Annotated in this window: 20 protein-coding genes; 16 read left to right on the forward strand and 4 right to left on the reverse strand. The window is 54.0% G+C overall.

Annotated features, from left to right (window positions below):
• Positions 1 to 29: 29 nt before the first annotated feature.
• Entirely contained in the window at positions 30 to 581 is a 552-nt protein-coding gene (locus CWM57_RS11530; RefSeq protein ID WP_074386784.1) for a carboxymuconolactone decarboxylase family protein, read from the reverse strand.
• A 109-nt stretch (positions 582 to 690) separates the two neighbouring features.
• On the opposite strand from CWM57_RS11530, the gene CWM57_RS11535 reads away from it, so the two are divergent.
• The 4 genes from CWM57_RS11535 to CWM57_RS11550 all read left to right on the forward strand — a co-directional run bounded on the left by CWM57_RS11535 (position 691) and on the right by CWM57_RS11550 (position 4,910).
• Complete coding sequence (locus CWM57_RS11535) at positions 691 to 1,644, forward strand: AraC family transcriptional regulator (RefSeq protein WP_008805291.1); 954 nt, start codon at positions 691 to 693, stop codon at positions 1,642 to 1,644.
• 217 nt (positions 1,645 to 1,861) lie between these two features.
• The gene (locus CWM57_RS11540; protein ID WP_008805290.1) at positions 1,862 to 2,209 is read left to right on the forward strand and encodes an AraC family transcriptional regulator; all 348 of its coding nucleotides are present in this window, start codon (positions 1,862 to 1,864) and stop codon (positions 2,207 to 2,209) included.
• A 288-nt stretch (positions 2,210 to 2,497) separates the two neighbouring features.
• Complete coding sequence (gene cysI, locus CWM57_RS11545; RefSeq protein WP_100676218.1) at positions 2,498 to 4,192, forward strand: assimilatory sulfite reductase (NADPH) hemoprotein subunit; 1,695 nt, start codon at positions 2,498 to 2,500, stop codon at positions 4,190 to 4,192.
• A gap of 1 nt (position 4,193) precedes the next feature.
• Positions 4,194 to 4,910 carry a glutamine amidotransferase gene (locus tag CWM57_RS11550; RefSeq protein ID WP_008805288.1) on the forward strand — a complete coding sequence of 239 codons (717 nt, stop codon included), beginning with the start codon at positions 4,194 to 4,196 and terminating at the stop codon, positions 4,908 to 4,910.
• Positions 4,911 to 5,080: 170 nt separating this feature from the next.
• Here CWM57_RS11550 and CWM57_RS11555 read toward each other — a convergent pair whose 3' ends face one another.
• A complete protein-coding gene (locus tag CWM57_RS11555; RefSeq protein ID WP_100676219.1) occupies positions 5,081 to 7,846 on the reverse strand; it encodes a LuxR C-terminal-related transcriptional regulator in 2,766 nt (921 codons plus the stop codon).
• A gap of 252 nt (positions 7,847 to 8,098) precedes the next feature.
• On the opposite strand from CWM57_RS11555, the gene CWM57_RS11560 reads away from it, so the two are divergent.
• The 12 genes from CWM57_RS11560 to CWM57_RS11620 all read left to right on the forward strand — a co-directional run bounded on the left by CWM57_RS11560 (position 8,099) and on the right by CWM57_RS11620 (position 20,865).
• Complete coding sequence (locus tag CWM57_RS11560) at positions 8,099 to 9,058, forward strand: thiamine pyrophosphate-dependent dehydrogenase E1 component subunit alpha (RefSeq protein WP_002889884.1); 960 nt, start codon at positions 8,099 to 8,101, stop codon at positions 9,056 to 9,058.
• Positions 9,059 to 9,069: 11 nt separating this feature from the next.
• Positions 9,070 to 10,089, forward strand: coding sequence for an alpha-ketoacid dehydrogenase subunit beta (locus CWM57_RS11565; RefSeq protein ID WP_002889881.1), 1,020 nt, complete (start codon positions 9,070 to 9,072; stop codon positions 10,087 to 10,089).
• Positions 10,090 to 10,092: 3 nt separating this feature from the next.
• Positions 10,093 to 11,628 carry a 2-oxo acid dehydrogenase subunit E2 gene (locus CWM57_RS11570; protein ID WP_074386787.1) on the forward strand — a complete coding sequence of 512 codons (1,536 nt, stop codon included), beginning with the start codon at positions 10,093 to 10,095 and terminating at the stop codon, positions 11,626 to 11,628.
• On the forward strand, positions 11,618 to 13,015 hold the full coding sequence (gene lpdA / locus CWM57_RS11575; RefSeq protein ID WP_100676220.1) for a dihydrolipoyl dehydrogenase: 1,398 nt from the start codon (positions 11,618 to 11,620) through the stop codon (positions 13,013 to 13,015). The genes CWM57_RS11570 and lpdA overlap by 11 nt, the downstream gene beginning before the upstream one ends.
• Before the next feature lie 177 nt (positions 13,016 to 13,192).
• Entirely contained in the window at positions 13,193 to 13,444 is a 252-nt protein-coding gene (locus CWM57_RS11580; protein ID WP_023288528.1) for a zinc ribbon domain-containing protein, read from the forward strand.
• A 512-nt stretch (positions 13,445 to 13,956) separates the two neighbouring features.
• Positions 13,957 to 14,748, forward strand: coding sequence for a class I fructose-bisphosphate aldolase (locus tag CWM57_RS11590; protein WP_002889868.1), 792 nt, complete (start codon positions 13,957 to 13,959; stop codon positions 14,746 to 14,748).
• Between the two features lie 14 nt (positions 14,749 to 14,762).
• The gene (locus tag CWM57_RS11595) at positions 14,763 to 15,314 is read left to right on the forward strand and encodes a glycerol-3-phosphate responsive antiterminator (RefSeq protein WP_002889866.1); all 552 of its coding nucleotides are present in this window, start codon (positions 14,763 to 14,765) and stop codon (positions 15,312 to 15,314) included.
• A gap of 20 nt (positions 15,315 to 15,334) precedes the next feature.
• On the forward strand, positions 15,335 to 16,873 hold the full coding sequence (locus tag CWM57_RS11600) for an FGGY-family carbohydrate kinase (RefSeq protein WP_100631392.1): 1,539 nt from the start codon (positions 15,335 to 15,337) through the stop codon (positions 16,871 to 16,873).
• Positions 16,874 to 16,884: 11 nt separating this feature from the next.
• Positions 16,885 to 17,646, forward strand: a complete 762-nt coding sequence (locus CWM57_RS11605; protein WP_012542779.1) for an SDR family NAD(P)-dependent oxidoreductase — start codon at positions 16,885 to 16,887, stop codon at positions 17,644 to 17,646.
• Between the two features lie 16 nt (positions 17,647 to 17,662).
• Positions 17,663 to 18,658: a 2-hydroxyacid dehydrogenase gene (locus tag CWM57_RS11610; RefSeq protein ID WP_100631391.1), complete on the forward strand. Its 996-nt coding sequence runs from the start codon at positions 17,663 to 17,665 to the stop codon at positions 18,656 to 18,658.
• Positions 18,659 to 18,746: 88 nt separating this feature from the next.
• Positions 18,747 to 20,009, forward strand: coding sequence for a PTS galactitol transporter subunit IIC (locus CWM57_RS11615; protein ID WP_100631390.1), 1,263 nt, complete (start codon positions 18,747 to 18,749; stop codon positions 20,007 to 20,009).
• A gap of 217 nt (positions 20,010 to 20,226) precedes the next feature.
• Positions 20,227 to 20,865 (forward strand): glutathione S-transferase family protein, encoded by a 639-nt coding sequence (locus CWM57_RS11620; protein WP_100631389.1) that lies wholly within the window; start codon positions 20,227 to 20,229, stop codon positions 20,863 to 20,865.
• A gap of 40 nt (positions 20,866 to 20,905) precedes the next feature.
• Here the strand turns inward: CWM57_RS11620 and CWM57_RS11625 are convergent, their stop codons facing one another.
• On the reverse strand, positions 20,906 to 21,655 hold the full coding sequence (locus CWM57_RS11625; protein WP_165784184.1) for an SAM-dependent methyltransferase: 750 nt from the start codon (positions 21,653 to 21,655) through the stop codon (positions 20,906 to 20,908).
• 57 nt (positions 21,656 to 21,712) lie between these two features.
• Positions 21,713 to 21,970 carry a YjhX family toxin gene (locus CWM57_RS11630; protein WP_061155654.1) on the reverse strand — a complete coding sequence of 86 codons (258 nt, stop codon included), beginning with the start codon at positions 21,968 to 21,970 and terminating at the stop codon, positions 21,713 to 21,715.
• Positions 21,971 to 21,988: the final 18 nt, after the last annotated feature.

Below are 21,988 nucleotides of genomic sequence, written 5' to 3' on the forward strand. Positions count from 1 at the left end.
ACTCTCCTTCAGCAGAGAACGGGCCAGATTTAGTCGGACCAGGCCCACGGACTTAGCTCGGTATTGAGCGGCGTTTGCGCCAGGCTATTGGCGAAGTTGCACAGCGTGGCCAAGCTGACGCCGAGGATCACATCCAGCGCCTGGCGCTCGCCGTAACCCGCCGCGCGAAACGCCTGCCATGCCGCCTCGCTAACCGCGCCGCGCGTGGCGATGACTTCGCGGGCGAAGCTGGCAATGGCTTCAAGATGCGGGTCTGGCAGCGGCTGCCGCTTGCGTAGCGCCTGTAAATCGGCCGGAGACATGATCTTTTTCTTTTCGACCGTTGCGCTGTGTCCCGCCACGCAAAAACCGCAACCATGGACAGTTGCAGCAATTAATTGCACCGTTTCTCGTTCCGCTGCGGATAGACTGTTATTATTATTTATAGCGCCAACTGTTATATATGTTTGCAGCGCCTGCGGCGAATTAGACAGCGCCAGTAATAAGTTGGGAATAAATCCTGAAGAACGCTGGGCGTTTTCCAGATAAGTTTTTGATTCCTCTGGAGCCGTTGCCAGGGTCTGCAAGGTAATTCTTGTCATAATTAGCCTCCTGTTGAATTACAATCAGTATGTTTTTATTGAACATGGGGAGCAATACTGATAAAAAGTTGATTATTGTTCATTCGTCCTTTATTTATTCTTTTTTACTATGCTAAATAGCGAATGGTTATTAGATAATCTGAGCATTGAGAACTCCGTTTTCCATGTGGGCAAGTATTGCGGCTCGTGGAAAGGCGGCACTTCGGGCAGTGGAAAGGCCAGCTATCACCTGGTGATGGAGGGGCACTGCTGGCTGCATTGCGCCCAGCATTCCAGCGCGTTACGTCTTGAAAAAGGCGACATGGTTTTTATTTTACAGGATTGTCCATTCGTTCTTTCCTCCCATGAAAATGCGCAAAGCGCCTACCGCGCGCCGGTGCAGGAAATGCAGCCGCTGACTTACAAAGATGAGACCAGCACCGCATTAGCCTGCGGTTTTATTACCTTTAAAACCACCATTAGCCAGATGCTGTTGAGCTTTTTGCCGCAGGTTATCGTATTTAAAGCACAGGACGACCGGTCCGGCTCCATCGGCAAACTGGTGGCGGTGATTAATCGGGAAGCGACACAGACGGCGCTACGCAGTGAAAAGCTTATCGCTTCGCTGACGGAATTACTCTTTTTTATGGTGATCCGCCACTATTTATCCAGCCATACGGTGAAGACGCCGTTGGATAATATTCCGCTGACAACAGAATTCCTCAATCTGATGGCGGAGATTGTCTTGTTTCCGGCACGCCCCTGGACGGTGGAAGCCATGGCGCGCGCATCGGGCCTGTCGCGCTCGTGGTTTATTCAGCGCTTTAACCAGGTTTCGCCGCTGTCACCTGCAGAAATTGTGCGCCATATTCGCATTGCACTGGCCTGCCAGCACATCGCCGGCGGTGTAAGCCTGACGCAGAGCGCGGAACGAGTCGGCTATCTATCCCAGGCTGCGTTTAATCGCGCATTTCAACGCATCACAGGGGTCACCCCCGGCCGCTACAGTCAGCAGTGCCGGGACAACGCCGCCGCTCAGCAATTTCACGGCCGGAATTATCTGCAGATAAACGAAATCGTTTAACTCGCCCCTGCTGCAGCATGGTTGATTGCGATCGGCCATGCTTCAGGCCATACTCTGCTGTGCGAACGGAAATGACGCCGACAAAACGCCTGCGCTAAAATCTCGATCATCACGGACTCGTAATACTGTTATCCATAAAAACCACAACATTGTATATTTCGTTTTGTTTTAAATTACCTACAATAAAAAAGATATAGTTAAAAAAGAAGTAGTATCTATGCAACACCATGTTCAACTCTCCGACAGCATAATATCCAACAGCCAGACATTGGTTAATTCCGCAATACAATATATTTATCAAAATATAAAGAATAACATTTCAGTTTATGATATCTCTGAATATCTGCAAGTTTCCCGGCAATATGTGCATCGCATTTTCAAAAAACAAACCGGAATGACCGTCAACACCTTTATCAGCCATAAAAAAATCGAATATGCGATGATGGATATCATCCTCGGTATTGAGGATGCCGACTCGGCCTACCTTAAATATAATTTCAAAAGTAAACATGCGTTTATCAATCAGATTCAGCATCTATATCCATACCACTCCTGCCTTACATAGCCTGCCGGCAGTCGCAGCACATAAAAAATAAATCGCTGCGCGCTGCCCCCCAATATCACTGCCTCCCTGATACCATCTATCGGCGATGCGCTCAACCATTAGCAAAATAATCGCTAACGAATAGCGGAAAAATAACTCAGAACGAATAATAATTAATTAGAATCAGTGGTTATAACAACTGTTATATCGATTAACAAACAAACTGTTCATGTTGGTGAAGGATCCGCTGTGATGTAATTCACTGGTATTTTCGGGTGAATTAACCCGCACTCTGTTGAGAACACTATAATGAGCAATGATGAATTTTCGGATAATGAACGATTGAAACAGCAGAGCCAGCTTCTGCGCGGCACGATTAAAGAAGATCTGCATAACGAATTAACCGGCGGATTTCTCGGCGATAACTTTCAGCTGATCCGCTTCCACGGTATGTACCAGCAGGACGATCGCGATATTCGCCAGGAAAGAGCGGCGCAAATGCTGGAACCGCTGCATACGGTGATGCTGCGGGTGCGTTTACCCGGCGGGATCATCAGCCCGCAGCAGTGGCTGGGGATTGACGAGTTTGCGTCGCAGCATACGCTTTACGGCAGCATCCGCATCACCAACCGCCAGGCACTGCAGCTACACGGCGTGCTAAAACGCAATATCAAGCCGGTTCATCGGCTATTGCATCAGCTGGGTCTCGATTCGCGGGCGACGGCGGGCGACGTCAACCGTAACGTGCTGTGTACTTCAAATCCGGTGGAGTCAAGGCTTCATCATCAGGCTTACGAGTGGGCTAAAAAGATATCGGAGCATCTGTTGCCGAAAACAAACGCCTATGCCGAAGTCTGGCTGGACGGTGAAAAGATCGCACAGCCGGAAGAAGAACCCATTCTGGGCAACAACTATCTGCCGCGCAAATTTAAAACCGCGGTGGTCATTCCGCCGCAAAACGACGTCGATTTACACGCCAACGATCTTAACTTTATCGCTATCGGCGACAATGGGCAGTTGACGGGCTTCAACGTGCTTGTAGGCGGCGGCCTCGCGATGACCCACGGCGATCAGAGTACCTATCCGCGCCTGGCGACGGAGCTGGGGTATATTCCTTTGAACGCTACGCTGGCGGTTGCCACCGCCGTTGTCGCCACCCAAAGAGACCTGGGAAACCGCGCAAATCGACGCAACGCTAAAACAAAATATACTATCGATCGACTCGGCATTGAGGTGTTTAAAGCGGAAGTCGAGCTGCGGGCAGGCTTGGCATTCCAACCGCTGCGCCCTTACGCTTTCAGCAGTCGCGGCGATCGTATCGGCTGGGTCGAAGGGATCGACGGTAAGCACCATCTCACCCTGTTTATCCCCAGCGGCAGGTTGATTGATAAGCCCGGCAAGCCGCTCAAATCGGGCCTGGCCGCCATCGCCGCCGTCCACACGGGCGATTTTCGCTTAACCCCCAATCAAAATATCATTATCGCCGGCGTCAGCGAGCGCAACCGAGCACAGATTGACGCACTGGCGCAGCGCTATTCCCTGATTGATGACACGGTATCGCCGCAGCGAAAAAGCGCGATGGCCTGCGTCTCCTATCCCACCTGTCCGCTGGCGATGGCCGAGGCCGAACGCGTGCTGCCGGACATCGTCGATCGCCTTGACGCTATCTTAATACGTAACGGGATTGCCGATCGGGACGTGATATTTCGCGTCACCGGCTGCCCTAACGGCTGTGGCCGGGCGATGCTGGCCGAAATCGGCCTCGTCGGCCGTGCCGTGGGCCGCTATGACATATACCTCGGCGGCAACCGCGAGGGAACGCGTATTCCTCGCCTCTATAAAGAGAACCAGCCGCTTGAGGAGATTATCCGCGACCTTGACGCGTTACTGAGCGCCTGGGCGCAGGCGGCTAACCCGGATGAGGCGTTCGGCGACTTTGCGATACAGACGGGGATTATTCGCCCGGTACTGAACTCCAGCATCGACTTTTATCTGCAGGATTAAGATGGCCAGGCCGTTGGCGATTATTCAAATGGGCGATCCGCCGGCGGTCATCCGCCAGGAGGCAGGCGAGCAAAGCCGATGGTTCGTTCAGGTGCTCGCCTTAAACCGCGGGGAGTACCGGGTTTTTCGCCCGGATCGCCATGAGCTCCTGCCCGCTATCGACACAATCTGCGGCGCCATCATCAGCGGCTCCTGGGCGATGGTCACCGACCGGTTGGCGTGGAGCGAGGAGACCGCGCAATGGATACGCCTCGCCCACGCCCTGAACCTGCCATTGCTTGGCGTCGGCTATGGCCACCAGCTGATTGCCCACGCGCTGGGAGGGCTGGTTGCGGATAACCCGCAGGGGAGTGAACACGGGCTTCAGCTGATCCAGATCGCCGAAAACAGCACTGCCCCGCTGCTAACGACATGTCCCGGTCGCTTCGCGGCCTGGCTTTCTCACCGGCAAACCGTGCTACGGCCGCCGGAAGGTGCCAGCGTACTGGCTTTTTCCACCCGGGACGTCTGCCAGATTCTGCGCTATAGCGACACGGCGTATTCGGTGCAGTTCCACCCGGAATTTACCTGGGATATTATGGCCGCCTGCCTCAAACAGTGCGGCGAAGGGTTGGAAATGGCCGAGATGTCCGGCGAACCAGCCTGGCCACAAGAACTGCTCAGGCGCTTCTATTATCTCTGGTGCAAGGATAATGCCCCCCGCTTATGCCAGTCATAAGCATGAGAAAACGGTTTAATTGATCTCCTCCCGGAAAACAGTACCACTCTACATCAAGATAAAAGCCTCTCTGGGTTTACACCAGGGTTGCTTTCCCCTTGCGTCGCCCCCTTAAACTCAACGCACTTATCGCTGAGCAAGGACATCAAAACTGCCCCCTCTTCAAACCGTTAATCCAGTAATTTCATCTCCAGCGCCCGGCTCATCGCTTGAGTGCGACTATTCACTTTGAGCTTCGCGTAGATATTTTTGATGTGCCATTTGACCGTCTCGGCAGAAATAGCGAGGGAGCGAGCAATTTCTTTATTCATCTGACCTTCAGCGATCAGTTGTAATATCTGCAACTCTCGCTCGCTCAGCTCGCCATGAATATCGGGGCTTCCACTATTAAACGGTGTTCCATCTGCAGGCGCGCGCTTGCCGGCCCAGGGTTCATGGATTATCCCTTCCTCTGTACAAGCCAAAGAGGAATCGTTCATACCGATAAGCAAAGGTTGCAAGGTATCGCCAGCGTCAAGAAAGAGCCCCTTGAGATGCTGTTGTTCAGCCAGCTGCACGACTGGCTGAAATGTCGTGCGCGCTGCCGCAGTTTTGCCACTGTTCCACAAGGCTAATGACCAGAGCGTACGCAGACGCGCTGCGGTTAACCCGTCCCCCCGGCTTTCCTGATCAGAGACCATGTCAGCCAGGAGAATACAGGCTTGCGGCGCCTGGCCTCTGGCGAGAAGAAGGCGACAGTGGCTAAGGGATGCAGACAGAGCGATAGCGCGTTGACAGGGATGTTCGGCATCCATTCGGAAGCTGGCGGTCATTTGTTCAAGTTGTCGCTGCAGTTGCTCTGCGCCTGTGAAATTGCCGCACTGCAGCCGCACTCTCACCTGCTCGGCTAACATCATGGCCTGGAGCCGTTGCCAGCCGCGAGACACGGCAAGACGCTGCGCATGCTCCAGCAATCGCTCGGCCTCATACGGCATATCGCCATCCAGGGCCTGACGCGCGAGATAGGTATAGCAGCGCCTCAGCGCATCGGGTGGACTGAAACGGTCGATGAATTCGAGCCGGTCGGCTAACAGATGATCGGGCGAGTCACCACTCTGACATTCATAGGCTATCTCCGCCAGCAGCGGTGCCAGCGTCGCGCCACTGGTCGACTGGGTACCGGTATAACATTCAGCCTGACGCAACGTTTTCTCTGCGTACCACCCGGCTTTCCCCAGATCGCCCTGACAAAGATGGCACTGGGCAATGATAAAAGCGCGATATACCGAGACAAACAGATTATCTAAAGGACTTTCCGGAGAGGGCATATGCTGTTGAACCTCCAGCGCGTCGTGATAGCGCTGGTTAACAACATGGCAATAGCTGAGAATATTGCATATCAGACCATCAACCCAGGTGTCGCCGCAGGGCACTTCGGCCAGCAACGGCTGAACAATAGCCAGACTCTCCGGGATGTTTTCCGCAAAGGCTTCGCAAATTGCCCGTACAACCCGCAATTTACACCAGGTACTGCGGGTTAAATCCTCACGATGATGAAGTACCATCTGATCGAGGTTATCAAGCAGCTGCCTCGACTCATCAAAGTGGAAATAATGCGCCAGTGCCCAGGCCAGATTAATTTGCAGGTCAATGCGCGAAGGATCGGTGCTGGGCGGTAAATGATGCATCCATGAGATCAGGGTATCGATATCCCCTTCTTCCGCCAGTGACTGAGCGCTTGCGCCGTCCTGTACGGGGCTATGCACCGGCTTGCCTGCGCTGAGCGCATGGCGTACCGCCTCAGACCACAGTTTCTGTTCGACGAACCAATGACTGGCTAATTCATGTAGCTGTTTGCGATCAATATCGTTGTTCTGCTGCAGCATGGTCCGAAGATTTTCCTGCAACAGAGGATGGTAGCGAAACCAGTAGCCTTGTTCGTCAAGGGCTGACAAAAAAAGGTTGTGTCGCTCAATCCATGCCAGCATCGCTTTACTGTCATCACGTCCAGTCACTGCGTTGCATAATTCGGCATTTAACCGACTGAGGAAGGACGTTTTCACCAGAAAATCGAGAACCTCTTCCGGCAGTGGATCCAGTACCACCTCTTTCAGATAGCGGGCAATAGACCGTGTTCCTCCATGCATATTGCGCAACAGATGCTCGGGATCATGCTGTAATTCTGCGGACAATGAAGCGATCTTCATCCCTGCAATCCAGCCCTCTGTCACGGACTGTAGCCGCTGTGCATGGTGGTTGCTGAGGGGTAGCGCAACCGTGCGGCTAAAATAGTGTTTTGTTTCTTCGAGCGTGAATTGCAGGTCTCGATCATAGATTTCCACCAGTTGGTCCTGGGCCTGCAGCTGGCTCAGCGCAAGATTCGGGTGGAAACGGCTGCCAATGATCAGATGCAAGACGGCAGGCGCATGCTTGATTAAATACCCCAGGGCTTCATAGACCCCACGATCGTTAATCACGTGAAAGTCGTCGATGATCAGGTATACGTCATGCGGGCAGTAGTGTAGCTGGTTAATGAGCCCGGCCAGCAGTTGCTCGGAGCTGGAGAGCTTCTGTTCTTCCATGTCACGCCAGAAATCGGCGTCCCAGTCAGCATAGAGAGGACGCAATGCTTGCAGCAGATAAGGAATAAACTGCCATACGTCATCATCATCCTCATCGAGGCTCAGCCAGGCGATACGTTCCCCCTGGGCGACCATCTGCTGATGCCATTGCGCCAACAACGTGGTTTTGCCAAATCCAGCGCCGGCACAAACGACGCCCAGCCGGCACTGCTGAACGGGATTGAGAAGCTGAAGAAGCCGGGGGCGCTCCAGCAATTGTATCGAGGAGCGAGGCGGGACGAATTTGGTCAGGATTAGCGGCAAGCCTCGCGTCAGCCGCAATGGCCCGGAGACCAGTGAGGGTGATTGGCGACCTTCTAAATCCAATGGCTTCATCCGTGGTGTCTACTCGTTTTGTTTTTTTCAATTGTACGCCAGCCCCCGGGATGACATGGGGCAGCCAAACTTTATTGCTACACAAAATTTAGAAAGTTTGACCTCAAGCATGAAAACCCCCACCTACCCCCCCATGAAGGTGGCTTCGCACTCCCTTTAACCGCTCGTAGATTCATTGCATGGGTGTGGCCAGGGTTATCCGCCTTGTCTGTTGGCCCCGCCTGGGTGACCTTTATTGAGGAGAATTAAACGATGCTCAGCAAACAGGCGTTATTGCAGGCTTACCGCAAGATGCGGGAGATCAGGACCTTTGAAGAGCGGTTACATCAGGAAAATACCAGCGGTGATATTCCGGGCTTCATTCACCTTTACACCGGTGAAGAGGCCATCGCGGTGGGGGTCTGCGAAAATTTAACGAGCGCAGATTTCATTGGTTCAACACACCGTGGACATGGCCACTGTATTGCTAAAGGTTGTGACATTCACGGCATGATGGCCGAAATATTCGGTAAGGACAGTGGGTTATGTCGCGGTAAGGGTGGATCGATGCACATTGCCGATCTGTCGAAAGGAATGCTGGGGGCGAACGCTATCGTTGGGGGAGCCCCTCCACTGGCCATCGGCGCCGCGCTAACAGCAAAGACGCTAAAAACCGGCAACGTCGGTGTCTCTTTTACGGGCGATGGTGGTTCTAATCAGGGCCTGGTCTTTGAAGCCATCAATATGGCCGTCGTGCTCCAGCTTCCAGCCGTCTTTATTTTCGAGAACAACGGTTACGGCGAAGGGACCGGCCATGACTACGCCGTGGGTGGGCGTGATATCGCCCGGCGCGCCGCTGGCTTCGGCCTGCCGGCAGTGACCGTCGATGGCACCGATTTCTTTGCCGTTTATGAGGCAACCTCAGAGGCGGTCAAGCGTGCGCGAGAAGGCGGTGGCCCAAGCGTCATTGAGGCCAAAGCCTTCCGCTGGCATGGTCATTTTGAGGGCGATCCCGCGCTATACCGCGCGGAAGGTGAAGTGCAACGCCTGCGTGAACAACATGATCCGCTGAAGATTTTCACCGCTAAGGTCAAGCAGCATATCACCCAGGAAGAACTGGCGGCGATTGACGAGGAAGTAGAAGCCCTGGTCAACGATGCCGTATTGAAGGCCCGCGCCGCTGCCTACCCGGCTCCGGAAGACCTGCTGACAGACGTGTACGTCTCATACTGAGGGTGATAACCATGACAATAAAAACCTATCGTGAAGCGGTCAAGGAAGCCCTGGCTCAGGAAATGGAACGCGATGAACGCGTGGTGCTCATCGGTGAAGACTTGCGTGGCGGTCATGGCGGAAATGCGCCCGAAGAGGCGAAGATTGAAGCCTTTGGCGGTGTGCTGGGTGTCACTAAAGGGCTGTGGACGCAGTTCGGCTCCGATCGGGTTATCGACACGCCCATTACCGAGTCGGCCATCATCGGTATGGCGGCCGGCGCCGCAGCAACGGGTCTGCGGCCGGTCGCGGAACTGATGTTCATGGATTTTTTTGGTGTGAGTCACGATGCACTGTACAACCAGGCGGCTAAGTTCCGCTACATGTTTGGTGGTAAAGCCAGAGCTCCGCTGGTGATGCGAGGGATGATAGGCGCGGGGTTTTCCGCCGCGGCCCAGCATTCACAGTCACCCTATAATATCTTTGCCACCACGCCTGGACTGAAGGTGGTGGTGCCCTCGACGCCTTATGACGTCAAGGGTCTGTTAATCCAGTCCATTCGCGACGACGACCCGGTGGTATTCTGCGAGCATAAAATGCTGTACGACCTCAAGGGCGAGGTACCGGACGAGATCTATACCATCCCGCTAGGTGTAGCCAACTACACTCGCGAAGGAGAGGACGTCACCATCATTGCGTTGTCGGCAATGGTACATAAAGCAAACCAGGTGGCGGACAAACTGGCCAGAGAGGGGATCTCGGTCGAGGTGGTCGACCCGCGAACCATTTCGCCGCTGGATGAGGAAGGTATTCTGGAATCGGTGGCTTCCACAGGGCGGGTAGTGATTGTCGACGAATCCGCTGCACGCTTCGGTTTTGCTCATGATGTCGCGGCGCTGATTGCGTCCCAGGCATTCCATTTTCTCAAAGCGCCCGTTCTGCTGGTGACACCGCCACACACGCCGGTCCCGTTCTCCCCTGCTCTCGAAAAACTCTGGATCCCTGGCGTTGAACGTATCGAAGCCGCCGTCCGTCAAGTGCTGGAGGATTAACCTATGAGCGAAATCAAGACGCTTGAAATGCCAAAGTGGGGGCTTTCCATGGAGGAAGGCTTGCTCGCTCGATGGGCAATCCAGGAGGGTGACGATTTCACCAGAGGGCAGGAAATCTGTGAGATTGAAACCAGTAAAATCGTCAATGTGCTGGAGGCACCTTTTGCCGGTACATTACGCCGGATAATCGCCCGAGAGGGTGAGACGCTTCAGGTTGGCGCCGTGCTGGCTCTGGCGGCTGACGCTTCGGTCAGCGATGCTGAACTGGACGAATTTGCTGCCAGTCTGGCGACGGTGAAACCCGCAGCCCCTGGCCCGGAGGCTGCCGCGCCGGACGTAGCGGCACAGGCAGGCGCTAAGCCACCTTCCGTTGTTTCGCCGCCATCCAACAGCCCGGAACCCCCTATTGGGCAGACGGTCATCCCCGTCAGTCTGCAAGGCGTGACCGATGTGACTCAGGTTAATGCCACGCCCCATGCGTTACGACTGTCCGCCCGCTGGGGTGTCGACCTGAAAAAGGTCCGCGGCAGCGGACGCGGGGATCGTATCTCTGTTTCTGATCTGGAAAGCGCGATCGTTGCCGCCGGCGGTCGCCTGGCCTCTCCGACGCCCCCCGTTCGTCGCAGCAAAGCGCCCCGCTCGCATGCCGATGATAGCCAGGTATCGGCCACCCCGCTGGCCCGCCGTCTGGCCGGCAAACTGGGTATCAACTTGCATGACTGCCGAAGCAGTGGTTCACGTGGTCGGGTGAGTCGCGATGATGTGCTGGCTGCGGCGTTGTTGCTCGACGGGCACCCGCAGACCAGCCCTGTACAGGAGAGTGCCCCGGCGCCCTTTGAGAGCATCCCCATGTCCGGTATGCGGCGGGCTATCGCTTCTCGTCTGCAAACGTCCAAGCAACAGTCTCCCCATTTCCGTTTGAGTGTCGATCTCGATCTGGAACGACTGTTAGCGTTTCGTCAGGAAATTAACCGCGAAGTACCCGGCGTCAAGATTTCGGTTAACGACCTGCTGGTGAAGGCTTGTGCCCTGGCGCTGGTGGCCGTGCCAGACGTCAACATCCAGTTTGATGAAGCGACACAAAGTATCCGCCGCTTTGCGGATGCCGACATTTCAGTGGCTGTTGCGCTGCCTGACGGGCTAATTACCCCTATTGTTCGCTCGGCGAACCGGAAATCGATCCGCGACATATCGGCCGAAATTCACGCCCTGGTGACCAAAGCCAAAGCGGGCACGCTGAAGCCGGAAGAGTTCCAGGGGGGAACCTTTAGCGTGTCAAACCTGGGTATGCTCGGTGTACGGCAGTTTGACGCCATCATCAATCCACCGCAAAGCGCAATCCTCGCCATTGGCACCGGCGAGATGCGGGCGGTAGTACGCGACGGGCAAATCGTCGCGCGCCACCAACTGACGGTATCGCTATCCTGCGATCACCGGGTCATTGATGGGGCGGCAGGTGCAGCTTTTCTCCGGGAACTCAAGCGACTGACTGAAACCCCAACCCTGATGTTTATCCAGGAGACGAGCTATGCACGATAATTACGATGTGCTGATCATCGGCGGGGGTCCTGGGGGGTATGTTGCCGCCATCCGGGCCGGCCAGCTAGGACTTCGTACCGCCTTAGTGGAAAAACAACATCTGGGCGGCATCTGCCTGAACTGGGGATGCATTCCAACCAAGGCGCTGTTGCATGGCGCTGAGGTCGCGCACAGTATCACCCATGCCAGTCAGCTGGGCATCAGCGTGGGTGAGGTGAATGTCGATCTGCAGAAACTGGTGCAGTTTAGCCGTGCCGTTTCGCAACAGCTCACCGGCGGGGTTGAATATCTGTTGAAGAAAAATGGCGTGAGGGTGATTGATGGTACCGCGCGGCTGCGCGGTAAGGGACAAATAACGGTAGCGGATGCCCGGGGGGAAGCGCACGATTACCGGGCCGATCACGTGATCCTGGCCACGGGCGCCCGACCACGCGCATTACCAGGCATAGAGCCAGATGGCGAACATATCTGGACCTATTTCGAGGCACTACAGCCTAAGCGATTGCCCAGGTCGCTATTAATCATCGGTTCAGGCGCGATTGGCGTCGAGTTCGCCAGCCTTTATAACGATCTGGGCTGTAAAGTGACGCTGGTCGAGCTAGCGTCGCAGATTTTGCCAGTGGAGGATGCCGAAGTGTCAGCGGCGGTGCGTAAGTCATTCGAAAAGCGCGGGATTCAGGTCCATACCCAGACCCAGGTGACGCAAGTCCAGCTCACCGATACCGGGGTGCGCTGTACAATGAAAAATACGAGCGCCGAATCTTTCCTTGAAGTCGAACGTGTGCTGCTGGCGGTTGGCGTACAGCCGAATATTGAAGATCTGGGGCTGGAAGCACTGGGCGTCGAGTTAGACCGCGGTTTTATCAAGACGGATGCGGCTTGTCGCACTAACGTATTTGGGCTTTATGCCATCGGCGATGTAGCCGGCCCGCCGTGTCTGGCGCACAAGGCCAGCCACGAAGGCGTGATCTGCATTGAGACGCTGGCTGGTGTCGAAGGCACCCATCCGCTTGATCGCGACTATGTGCCCGGTTGCACTTATTCCCGGCCTCAGGTTGCCAGTCTGGGCCTGACGGAATCGACGGCCGTGGCTAGAGGACGGCCCGTCAGGATCGGTAAGTTCTCTTATCAGAGCAATGGTAAGGCGCTGGCCAGCGGCGAGACAGAGGGTTTTGTGAAGACCATTTTTGATGCTGAAACCGGCGAGTTGCTGGGCGCGCATATGGTTGGCGCACAGGTCACGGAACAGATCCAGGGATTTGGCATCGCCCGTCACCTGGAGGCCACCGATGAAAGTCTCCTGTCGATGATCTTTGCGCATCCGACACTTTCCGAAGCGATGCATGAATCCATACTCGCGGCCTGTGACCAACCGTTGCATCAATAAGAAATAAGGGAGGCGATAGCGTCGTGATACGGAGTAAGTTGCCCGTTATCCCTCCTGCACTCCCTGGCAGAAGATCCACAACAACGGTTACGGCAGGATCTATTGATCTGAAACGCTAAACGCCATGCGTAAATTCTGTATGTTTAGTAGACAACCAAACGACAGGAGGGGTGATCTATGACACAGCACGAAAGGTTTTGCCAGGCCTGCGGAATGCCGATGTCCGCACCTGATGCGCAAGGGGCCAGCGATAAATATTGCGCGTATTGCAGCGACAGCGACGGTAATCTGAAATCCTGGGAAGAAGCCGTATCCGGTCTGGCGGCTTTTCTCGACTCCTGGCAAAAGGTGGGCGTAGCGGAATCACGGAAACGGGCAAAACGTTACCTGACGGCGATGCCTGCCTGGGCGCACAAAGCGGACGAGTAATTTGCCCGGGCGGCAGGAAGAAACCATCCCGGGGACAGACCGCCATGCCGACAACATTGCTATAGCGTTTTCGTACGCCATCCGGACAGGAATAAATGCGCGTTTGTGGATGACGACCTGCAGGCTGGAGCATGCATGGATGCGTTCTTCATTCGGATGAAATAAACGCCTGGCGTTCTCCCCCTTGTCCGGATGCGTTATTGCCTGGTTTTTAAAGGTTCTGTTTCTGTATTTAACCCAGCACTTCTCATGGAATACAACATATTGATGTGATGAATCTCTCATTTCAACGATACCAACTGGACAATAAGTTATCGCGTGTGTTAGTTATTTAATCACGCAAGAGAACAGATTTAATTTAAAAAAGTTAAACCTTTCTCACCTTGCTAAAAAATTGCATTGATAATGCTTTGGATCCCTGAACCATTATCAAAAGGGTATGTGAACAGAAAGCCCTCAGAGACGCGAGTCTCTGAGGGCTTTTTTTTGTTTTTTATCTCAGGAGTAAATAAATGTCTAAAGAACGTCGTCTCTCAAGAATATTCGCAAAAGACGGTAAATCCGTGACCTTAGCGCTGGATGGCTACTATTTTTCCACGAAAACAAATGGTATTGATAATACGATAAATCAGCTCCCTGCTCTGGTGGAACACGGCCTGGATTGCGCGCTTGTCACGTACGGCATGTTGAAGAATTATCGGGAAGCACTGAACAGCGTTCCCGTTGTGTTACGCGTCGACAGCACGGTGAGTATCTTTGACAATACCGTTCCCGATACTACCCCCGTTTTTTCCGTCGAAGATGCGCTTAAAGTCGCTGCCGAGGGCGTGGTCTGCATGACCTTCCCCGGCGCCTTCAATGAAGAAAAAACCCACATTATGGCGATGCAACTCGCGCAAGCAGCGGATCGCTGGAACGTACCGCTGATTGTCGAATCGCTCCCGTATGGTTATCCCGTCACCAGCGATGACTCTAACAATCCGGCCATCATCGCTGCATCGGCCCGCGCAGCGGTGGAGCTGGGTGCGGACGTCATCAAAACGCGTTTTACCGGTTCACCAGAGGACCGACTGATCGTTGAAGCTGCTGGCGTGCCGGTGCTTGCCTTAGGGGGGCCAAAAACCGGCATCGATGGTTACTTCAAATTTGTTCAGCACTGTATGCAGATGGGTGCGAAAGGCGTGGCTGTGGGACGAAACATTACCCAGGATCCGCAGCCGGCGAAAGTGGTAGCAGGCCTGAATGCCATCATCCATGAAAACGCAACAGCGGAAGATGCATACAGCCTCTACATGGCTAAATAACATCGGAAATTAATATGATTTCAAATAACACCATCATCCCTTCCATCAGGAAGTATAAATACTTTGAGAAAGCATTATCCTGCCAGTCAGAATATGTGCTGCTATCCGAAGCGAATATCGGCAATCTGCAGTCGCTGATTGGCAAATGCCATCAAAGCGGTAAGAAGGTTCTCGTTCACCTTGAATTACTGGGCGGCTTCAAACCGGATCAGGCGGGGATCAATCTACTGAAAAATTATTACAAGGTTGATGGTGTTATTTCTTCCAATCTCTCCGCGCTACGCTACGCCAAAAAAGAGGGATTGCTGACCGTATATCGGGTTTTACTTATCGATTCGCGATCGCTTGATCAGTCGCTCGATATTGTTAAACACAGTCCACCGGACGCAATTGAAATCTTACCTGCTGAATATGCCTGCCAGTGTCTGGAGTTGATTAGCCGAAATTTGAAAGGCTTTGATGTGGTATTCATCGCCGGAGGCTTTGTTAAGCGCAAATACCTTGTAGATAAAATATTCCATGCCGGATTTAAAGGGATAACCACCAGCGAGCCCGGTTTATGGTAACCAATAAGGAGTCCACGCGAATGAAAGATGAATACGTCATGGGCATCGACAATGGTGGAACCGTCACCAAGGCAGCCATCTATGACCGTAAAGGACAGGTGCTCGCCATCGCCGCAAAATCCACGCAGATGCTGACACCCCGGGAATTCCACACAGAGCGCAGTATCGATGAGCTGTGGGCCGCTAATGTCGAGGTGATTAAAAAGGCGATTGAGCAGTCAGGTATCGACGCCAGCCAGATAAAAGGAGTGGCCGTCACCGGTCATGGTAACGGTCTGTATCTGGTTGACGAAGAAGGTCACCCGGTGCGTAACGGCATTATATCCACCGATAGCCGGGCAAAAGAGTACGTTGAGAGATGGCAACGCTCGCCAGAATTCCTTACCGACATTTTGCCAAAAACAATGCAGTCCATCTGGGCCGGACAACCTGTCGCCCTGCTGGCATGGCTGAAGGACTTCGAGCCCGAGACTCTGCAAAAAGCGCGTTATATTTTTATGGTCAAGGACCTGATCCGTTTTTACCTGACCGGAGAGGCTTTTCTTGAGCTGACCGATATCTCAGGGACCAACCTGATCAACGTACGTGACTGCAAGTATGACGATGAACTACTGGCATGGTGGGGACTTGATGAACTGCGGGATAAATTGCCCCCCATCAAACGCTCAACAGAATACTGCGGAAAAATCACTGACGACGTGGCCCGTCTGACCGGTTTATGCGCAGGTACGCCGGTTTCTGGCGGGGTGTTTGATATCTCGGCCTCTTCCATTGCCTCGGGGATTAACAGTCTCGATAAGATGGCGATCGTCACCGGCACCTGGAGCATAAACGAATACGTTACCGACCACCCGGTTATTGATAAAGATCTGTTTATGACCTCCATTTATCCCATTGAGGGTAACTGGCTCATCACCGAGGCCAGCCCTACCTCCGCGAGCAACCTGGAGTGGTTTATTAACAACTTTATGGAGAGCGATCGGAAAACCTCCGCCGAACAAGGATCGTCGGTCTATGACCTGTGCAATAAGCTGGTTTCGTCAACGACGCCGGATGAAAGCCACCTGCTGTTCTTTCCGTTCGTGTTTGGCTCTAACACCATTCCCGACGCCTCGGCCGGCTTTATCGGTGTAAACAGCTTTCATAAAAAAGCCCATTTTCTGCGGGCGATTTATGAGGGCGTGGCCTTCAGCCATCTCTACCACACCGAGCGCTTACGCAATATTAACCCGAAGCTAAGCCGCACAATTCGTATTGCTGGCGGTGTCACGAACTCCCCGGTCTGGCTGCAGATATTCGCCGATATCTTCCAGGCCACGCTGGAAATCGTTGACGTCAAAGAGCACGGAACCCTGGGTACCGCGATGACCGCCGCCGTCATGGTGGGCTGGTTTGCAGAGGTATTTGCTGCCTCAAACGAAATGGTCCATGTCTCACGCACCGTCTCCCCTAATCCGGAAAGCCACCGGGTCTACCAGACCAAATACCAGCTTTATAAAAACCTGTTATCAGAAATGCAGTCGCCGTGGAAAAGCTGCAGCAACTACATCGCGCACTAAGTGAGGAAAAAATGGATCTGAATTTAACGAATCGTACGGCCATCGTGACAGGCGGCGCAACCGGCCTGGGGAAAGAGTTTGTTCTTTCTCTCGCCAAAGAAGGCGTCAATATCTGCTTTACCTATATGCGTGAGGAAGAGTGTCCCGAACGGCTGATCGAAACGGTGAAGGCCAGCGCGAATGTAGAGATCATCGCGGTTAAAACCGATCTCTCTGACGAACAGAGCCGGGAAAATCTGTTTGCCACCTGTATCGACAGACTGGGCAAAGCCGACATTCTGGTGAATAACGCAGGGATCTGGCTGAGCGGCTACGTCACCGAGATCAGCCCGCAGGACTGGGATCTGGTGATGAATGTCAATCTGAAAGCCATCTTCCATCTCAGCCAGCTGTTTGTAAATCACTGCCTGCAGCATGACCAGATGGGCAGCATTCTGAATATTACCTCGCAGGCTGCGTTCCATGGCTCCACGACGGGACATGCGCACTACGCGGCAAGTAAGGCCGGCCTGGTTGCCTTTGCTATCTCACTGGCGCGGGAAGTCGCCAAACAAAAAATCAATGTGAACAATATCGCCGTCGGGATCATGGATACTGCGATGATCCGTAAGAACATTGAGCAAAACCCTGACTATTACGTCAGTCGTATTCCGGTGGGCCGCGTGGCCCAGCCTCAAGAAATTGCCGACATCGGTGTCTTCATGGTTTCTCCTAAGACCAGCTATATGACGGGAGCAACTCTGGACGTTACCGGCGGTATGTTGATGCGTTAATCTAGGGAGAATCATTATGAAATGTCTGGCAATTGCCGATCTGTTTATCAATGCAGCAATGATGGAATCAGGACTGAAAGCACTCAGGGATAAGGGGATTGAAGTAGAAGTACGCGAGTGGTCACATGACTCTATTGAGAAACTTCAGGAAGATAATTTGCGGGTTGAACAGGAAGGAGCAGAAGCCGTGGCCTTACCGGAAGCACTGCTTCAGGGAACGGATGATATTGACATCCTGATCACTCAGTTTGCCCCCGTCAATACTGCGGTGTTCGATAAACTACCAAAGCTGAAATATGTAGGCGTGCTCCGCGGTGGCGTGGAAAACGTGAATCTTCAGGTGGCGAACGCCCGGGGCGTTGAGGTGATGAACACCCCGGGGCGTAACGCTCGCAGCGTCGCCGAATTCACGGTCGGCATGATCCTGGCGGAAATGCGCAATATCGCCCGTTCACACGATGCCCTGCGTGACAAATACTGGCGTAAAGACAGCCCGAACCATCAGGCGATCCCGGAGCTTGGCGGAAAAGTCGTGGGGCTGGTTGGCCTCGGTCATATTGCCCAACTGGTCGCGGGATTTCTCAGCGGCTTTGGCACGGAGATTATCTTTTACGATAAGTACGTTGCAGGCCATGAACGTTATGAGAAAGTCGATTCTCTGGACGAACTGGTACAACGCGCCGACGTTATCTCGTTACATGCTCGCCTGACGCCGGAAACCGAAAATCTGATTAACGCACACCATTTCGCGCTGATGAAGCGCAGTGCCATCATTGTTAACACAGCACGCTCCGGGTTAATCAATGAAAAAGAGATGATTGATGCGCTCAGATCCGGGCAAATCATGGGCGCCGCGCTTGATACGTTTGATGACGAGCCGCTTCCTGACGACAGTGAATTCTATACTCTGAATAACGTGACCATTACGCCGCATATTGCCGGGAGTACCATTGACGCATTCAGTAATTCGTCCAAACTCTTCGCTGAGATCCTTTTAAAGAAACTCAGTTAAATACTAAAAGAACCATTAAAGGTATTAACAGGGCCCAATGGGCACGGGTTTACTCGTGCCCAATTCGCCCGCCTTTTAAGGAATCATTATGGATATTATCAACAGCATTATTAGTCTGGGGGCATCAGTAATGATGCCAGTAATATTCTTTATTATCGCGCTTTGCTTTGGCGTTAAAATCGGTACGGCATTTAAAGCAGGGATGCTGGTAGGCATTGGTTTTGAAGGGGTGGGGCTGGTGATTGGCCTGCTGCTGACAAACCTGGGCCCGGCATCGCAGGCGATGGTTGAGCGTATCGGCCTGCAGTTAACGGTCGTTGATACCGGTTGGCCTACCGCATCGACCATTGGCTGGGGTTCACCGCTGATGCTGCCCGTCGTGGTGGGCTTTATCGTCATCAACCTGGCCATGCTTCTGTTGAAATTAACCAAAACGGTGAATATCGATATTTTTAACTACTGGATCTTCCTGATCATGGGGTCCGTGGTCTATGCCGGAACGGGAAATTACTGGCTTTCGGTCGGTATTACATTCGCTATTTTTGTGTTGACGCTATTGGCGGCAGATTTAACGGCTCCGTATTTACAAAAAAACTATAATCTAAAAGGGATATCATTCCCACATCTTACCTGTATAGCTTACGTGCCGTTTGGCATTGCCTGTAATTACATCATTGATAAGATCCCGCTTATCAATAAAATCAATTTCGATCCGGAAAGTATTAATAAAAAATTCGGCGTTTTTGGCGAGCCTCTTACCCTGGGGTTTGTGCTGGGACTGCTGTTGGCCTTCCTGGCTGGATATGACGTTTCCGCTGCCGTTTCACTGGCCATTAAGGTTTCAGCCGCCATGCTGCTGCTGCCTAAAATGATTGAAATTCTGGTGCAAGGATTGTTGATTGTCCGTGATGCCGCTGAAGCAAAACTGAAGGCTAAATTCCCGGGGCGCGATTTTTACATCGGGATGGATACAGCGTTATTGATCGGGGAACCTTCGGTACTGGCGACCGGTCTGCTGTTAATCCCTATGGCTGTGGTGCTGTCTATCATTCTGCCCGGCAACCGCGTACTGCCCTTTGTCGATCTGGCTTCATTAATGTTCCTGCTGGCAATGGTCACGCCGTTCTGTAAACGAAATATGTTCCGCATGTTCATAACCGGAACCCTGATCGTGACCAGCATCCTGTATGTCGGGACGGACATTTCGCAAGAATACACTCAGGCGGCGGTGAACTCGCATATTCCGGTGCCGGAAGGGATGGCCGAGATCACCAATATCGTCGGCGGCGCCACGACGCCTGTCGGCTGGCTGGCCGTCAAATTTGGCGAGTTTTTTAGCGCCACACCTTAGTACAAGGCCACTCAAGTAAACAGAGGGCAAACTGTTGCCCTCTGTTTCTTCCTCTTATTCTGTGCGCTGAATAGCTGGCTCAGCTAAGCCCCTGGTTTGAACATCTGACCAGCGCGTCCGCCCCCTGCGCGGCGAGGTGGCTCATTTCTTTTGCGCCCCCTCACGTTTTCAACCCAACCTGCTATGCTCCTTCTTTCCCTGTTCTCTGGAGATCTCAATGCTGACCATCTGGGGCCGAAAAACCTCCTCTAACGTGCAGGCGCTGATGTGGTGTGTTGGCGAGCTTGGGCTGGACTATCTCCGGTTCGATGTGGGGCATCGCTATGGCGGTACCGACAGCGAGGCGTTTTATCAGCTCAATCCTAATCGCACGGTGCCAGTGCTGCAGGATGGCGATAATCCGCCGCTGTGGGAAACGGGTGCGATCCTTCGCTATTTAGCCAGTCGCTACGCCGATGACGCCTTCTGGCCGGGCGACCTGCTGGCTCGCACTGAGATTGATCGCTGGGCCGAGTGGTCAAAGCAGAATATCGCCCTCGGCTTTACGGCGCCGGTGTTCTGGCGCGTGGTGCGCACGCCTGCCGCCGAGCGGGATCCGCAGGACATCGCCGCGGCGGTGACGGCTCTGGAGCAAAAGCTGGCGATTGCCGAGACGCGTCTCGCCGGCAGTCGCTATCTGGTGGGCAATACGTTCACCCTGGCCGACATCCAGTTTGGCCATGTGCTGTACCGCTACTTCGCTATCGACATCACCCGTCATTCCCTCCCCCATCTGGCGGCTTACTATGCACGGCTAACCGAACGACCTGCCTTTCGCCAACACGTCATGGTCAGCTACGACGAACTGAAGGTCTGAAGGTGGTCGGTAGCGCCTTACGACGCTACCGACATACCGGTTAACGCGCCATCAGAACAAACACGCCCCAGCCGAGATATTCCCGGGTCCAGGTGACATGGTGCAGCGGCGCGGTGGTCAACTGCTGGCGAACCTCCGGCGCGAAGTCATCGTGCGGATTGGCCTCCAGCCAGCGGCGCATCGTCAGCCATTTCGCCGCTTCATAACGATCCCAGCCCTCCTGGTCGGCCAGCACCATCTCCACCACGTCATAGCCCAGTTCGCCAAAGTGGGCGACCAGCGCCGGCAACGTCAGGAAGTCATCAGGCGACTGCGCGCCGCAGGCAACCGCCTCTTCCGCCGTGGCCGGACGTTTACGCCACCATGGCTCGCCGATCAGCAGCATGCCGCCGGGCCGCAGGCTCTGCTTCAGCAGCTCAAGCGTGCCGGCCACCCCGCCGCCGATCCACGTGGCCCCCACGCAGGCGGCAATATCGCACGGCTGGCTGGCGACATACCCGCTGGCATCCTGATGCACAAAGGTTACCCGGTCGCTTACCCCGAGCACCTCTGCCCGAGTGGCCGCCTGCTGGCTGAACAGCAGGCTCATGTCCACACCGGTGCCGACGATCTGATGATCGCGCGCCCAGCTACAGAGCATCTCGCCGGAGCCGCTGCCGAGGTCGAGAATGGCGGTGCCTGGCGCCATTCGCAGCGCCTGTCCCAGCGTGGCGTACTTTTCCGGGGTAAAAGGATTATGGATACGGTGCTCGCTTTCACTAATGGTAAAAATGCGAGGGATATCGATCATGAGGTTTTCTCCTTGAGAACCCTACACCCGGGCAGCAACCCTGCCCGGGTCGCTGTATCAGCAGTTGTCCACCTGTGCGCGGACGTTGTGCAAACCGGTGGTGTTGATCCGGTACGGTTGACCATTAACCGACTTAATCAGCTTTTTGGTTTTGAGCTTTTTGAAGACCGCGAGGGTGCAGTCGCTCAGCAACAGCCCTTCCCGGGTGTAGCATTCGACGGCGGTAATGCGGCCGGAGGTGTCGCGGACGTGCGCAATACGGCCACCTTTGGCGAGAACGTGTAATGTACGTTGTTCCTGACGGGATAAATTCATACTGAAACCTGTTCATTA

The organism is Klebsiella sp. G-Nf4, assembly GCF_002810615.1.
In the GTDB taxonomy this organism is placed as follows: domain Bacteria; phylum Pseudomonadota; class Gammaproteobacteria; order Enterobacterales; family Enterobacteriaceae; genus Klebsiella; species Klebsiella variicola.

What these genes read in the sequence shown, in the direction of transcription:
- CWM57_RS11530 (WP_074386784.1), bottom strand. Translation starts at nt 581, where the DNA reads ATGACAAGAATTACCTTGCAGACCCTGGCAACGGCTCCAGAGGAATCA.
- CWM57_RS11535 (WP_008805291.1), top strand. Translation starts at nt 691, where the DNA reads ATGCTAAATAGCGAATGGTTATTAGATAATCTGAGCATTGAGAACTCC.
- CWM57_RS11540 (WP_008805290.1), top strand. Translation starts at nt 1,862, where the DNA reads ATGCAACACCATGTTCAACTCTCCGACAGCATAATATCCAACAGCCAG.
- cysI (WP_100676218.1), top strand. Translation starts at nt 2,498, where the DNA reads ATGAGCAATGATGAATTTTCGGATAATGAACGATTGAAACAGCAGAGC.
- CWM57_RS11550 (WP_008805288.1), top strand. Translation starts at nt 4,194, where the DNA reads ATGGCCAGGCCGTTGGCGATTATTCAAATGGGCGATCCGCCGGCGGTC.
- CWM57_RS11555 (WP_100676219.1), bottom strand. Translation starts at nt 7,846, where the DNA reads ATGAAGCCATTGGATTTAGAAGGTCGCCAATCACCCTCACTGGTCTCC.
- CWM57_RS11560 (WP_002889884.1), top strand. Translation starts at nt 8,099, where the DNA reads ATGCTCAGCAAACAGGCGTTATTGCAGGCTTACCGCAAGATGCGGGAG.
- CWM57_RS11565 (WP_002889881.1), top strand. Translation starts at nt 9,070, where the DNA reads ATGACAATAAAAACCTATCGTGAAGCGGTCAAGGAAGCCCTGGCTCAG.
- CWM57_RS11570 (WP_074386787.1), top strand. Translation starts at nt 10,093, where the DNA reads ATGAGCGAAATCAAGACGCTTGAAATGCCAAAGTGGGGGCTTTCCATG.
- lpdA (WP_100676220.1), top strand. Translation starts at nt 11,618, where the DNA reads ATGCACGATAATTACGATGTGCTGATCATCGGCGGGGGTCCTGGGGGG.
- CWM57_RS11580 (WP_023288528.1), top strand. Translation starts at nt 13,193, where the DNA reads ATGACACAGCACGAAAGGTTTTGCCAGGCCTGCGGAATGCCGATGTCC.
- CWM57_RS11590 (WP_002889868.1), top strand. Translation starts at nt 13,957, where the DNA reads ATGTCTAAAGAACGTCGTCTCTCAAGAATATTCGCAAAAGACGGTAAA.
- CWM57_RS11595 (WP_002889866.1), top strand. Translation starts at nt 14,763, where the DNA reads ATGATTTCAAATAACACCATCATCCCTTCCATCAGGAAGTATAAATAC.
- CWM57_RS11600 (WP_100631392.1), top strand. Translation starts at nt 15,335, where the DNA reads ATGAAAGATGAATACGTCATGGGCATCGACAATGGTGGAACCGTCACC.
- CWM57_RS11605 (WP_012542779.1), top strand. Translation starts at nt 16,885, where the DNA reads ATGGATCTGAATTTAACGAATCGTACGGCCATCGTGACAGGCGGCGCA.
- CWM57_RS11610 (WP_100631391.1), top strand. Translation starts at nt 17,663, where the DNA reads ATGAAATGTCTGGCAATTGCCGATCTGTTTATCAATGCAGCAATGATG.
- CWM57_RS11615 (WP_100631390.1), top strand. Translation starts at nt 18,747, where the DNA reads ATGGATATTATCAACAGCATTATTAGTCTGGGGGCATCAGTAATGATG.
- CWM57_RS11620 (WP_100631389.1), top strand. Translation starts at nt 20,227, where the DNA reads ATGCTGACCATCTGGGGCCGAAAAACCTCCTCTAACGTGCAGGCGCTG.
- CWM57_RS11625 (WP_165784184.1), bottom strand. Translation starts at nt 21,655, where the DNA reads ATGATCGATATCCCTCGCATTTTTACCATTAGTGAAAGCGAGCACCGT.
- CWM57_RS11630 (WP_061155654.1), bottom strand. Translation starts at nt 21,970, where the DNA reads ATGAATTTATCCCGTCAGGAACAACGTACATTACACGTTCTCGCCAAA.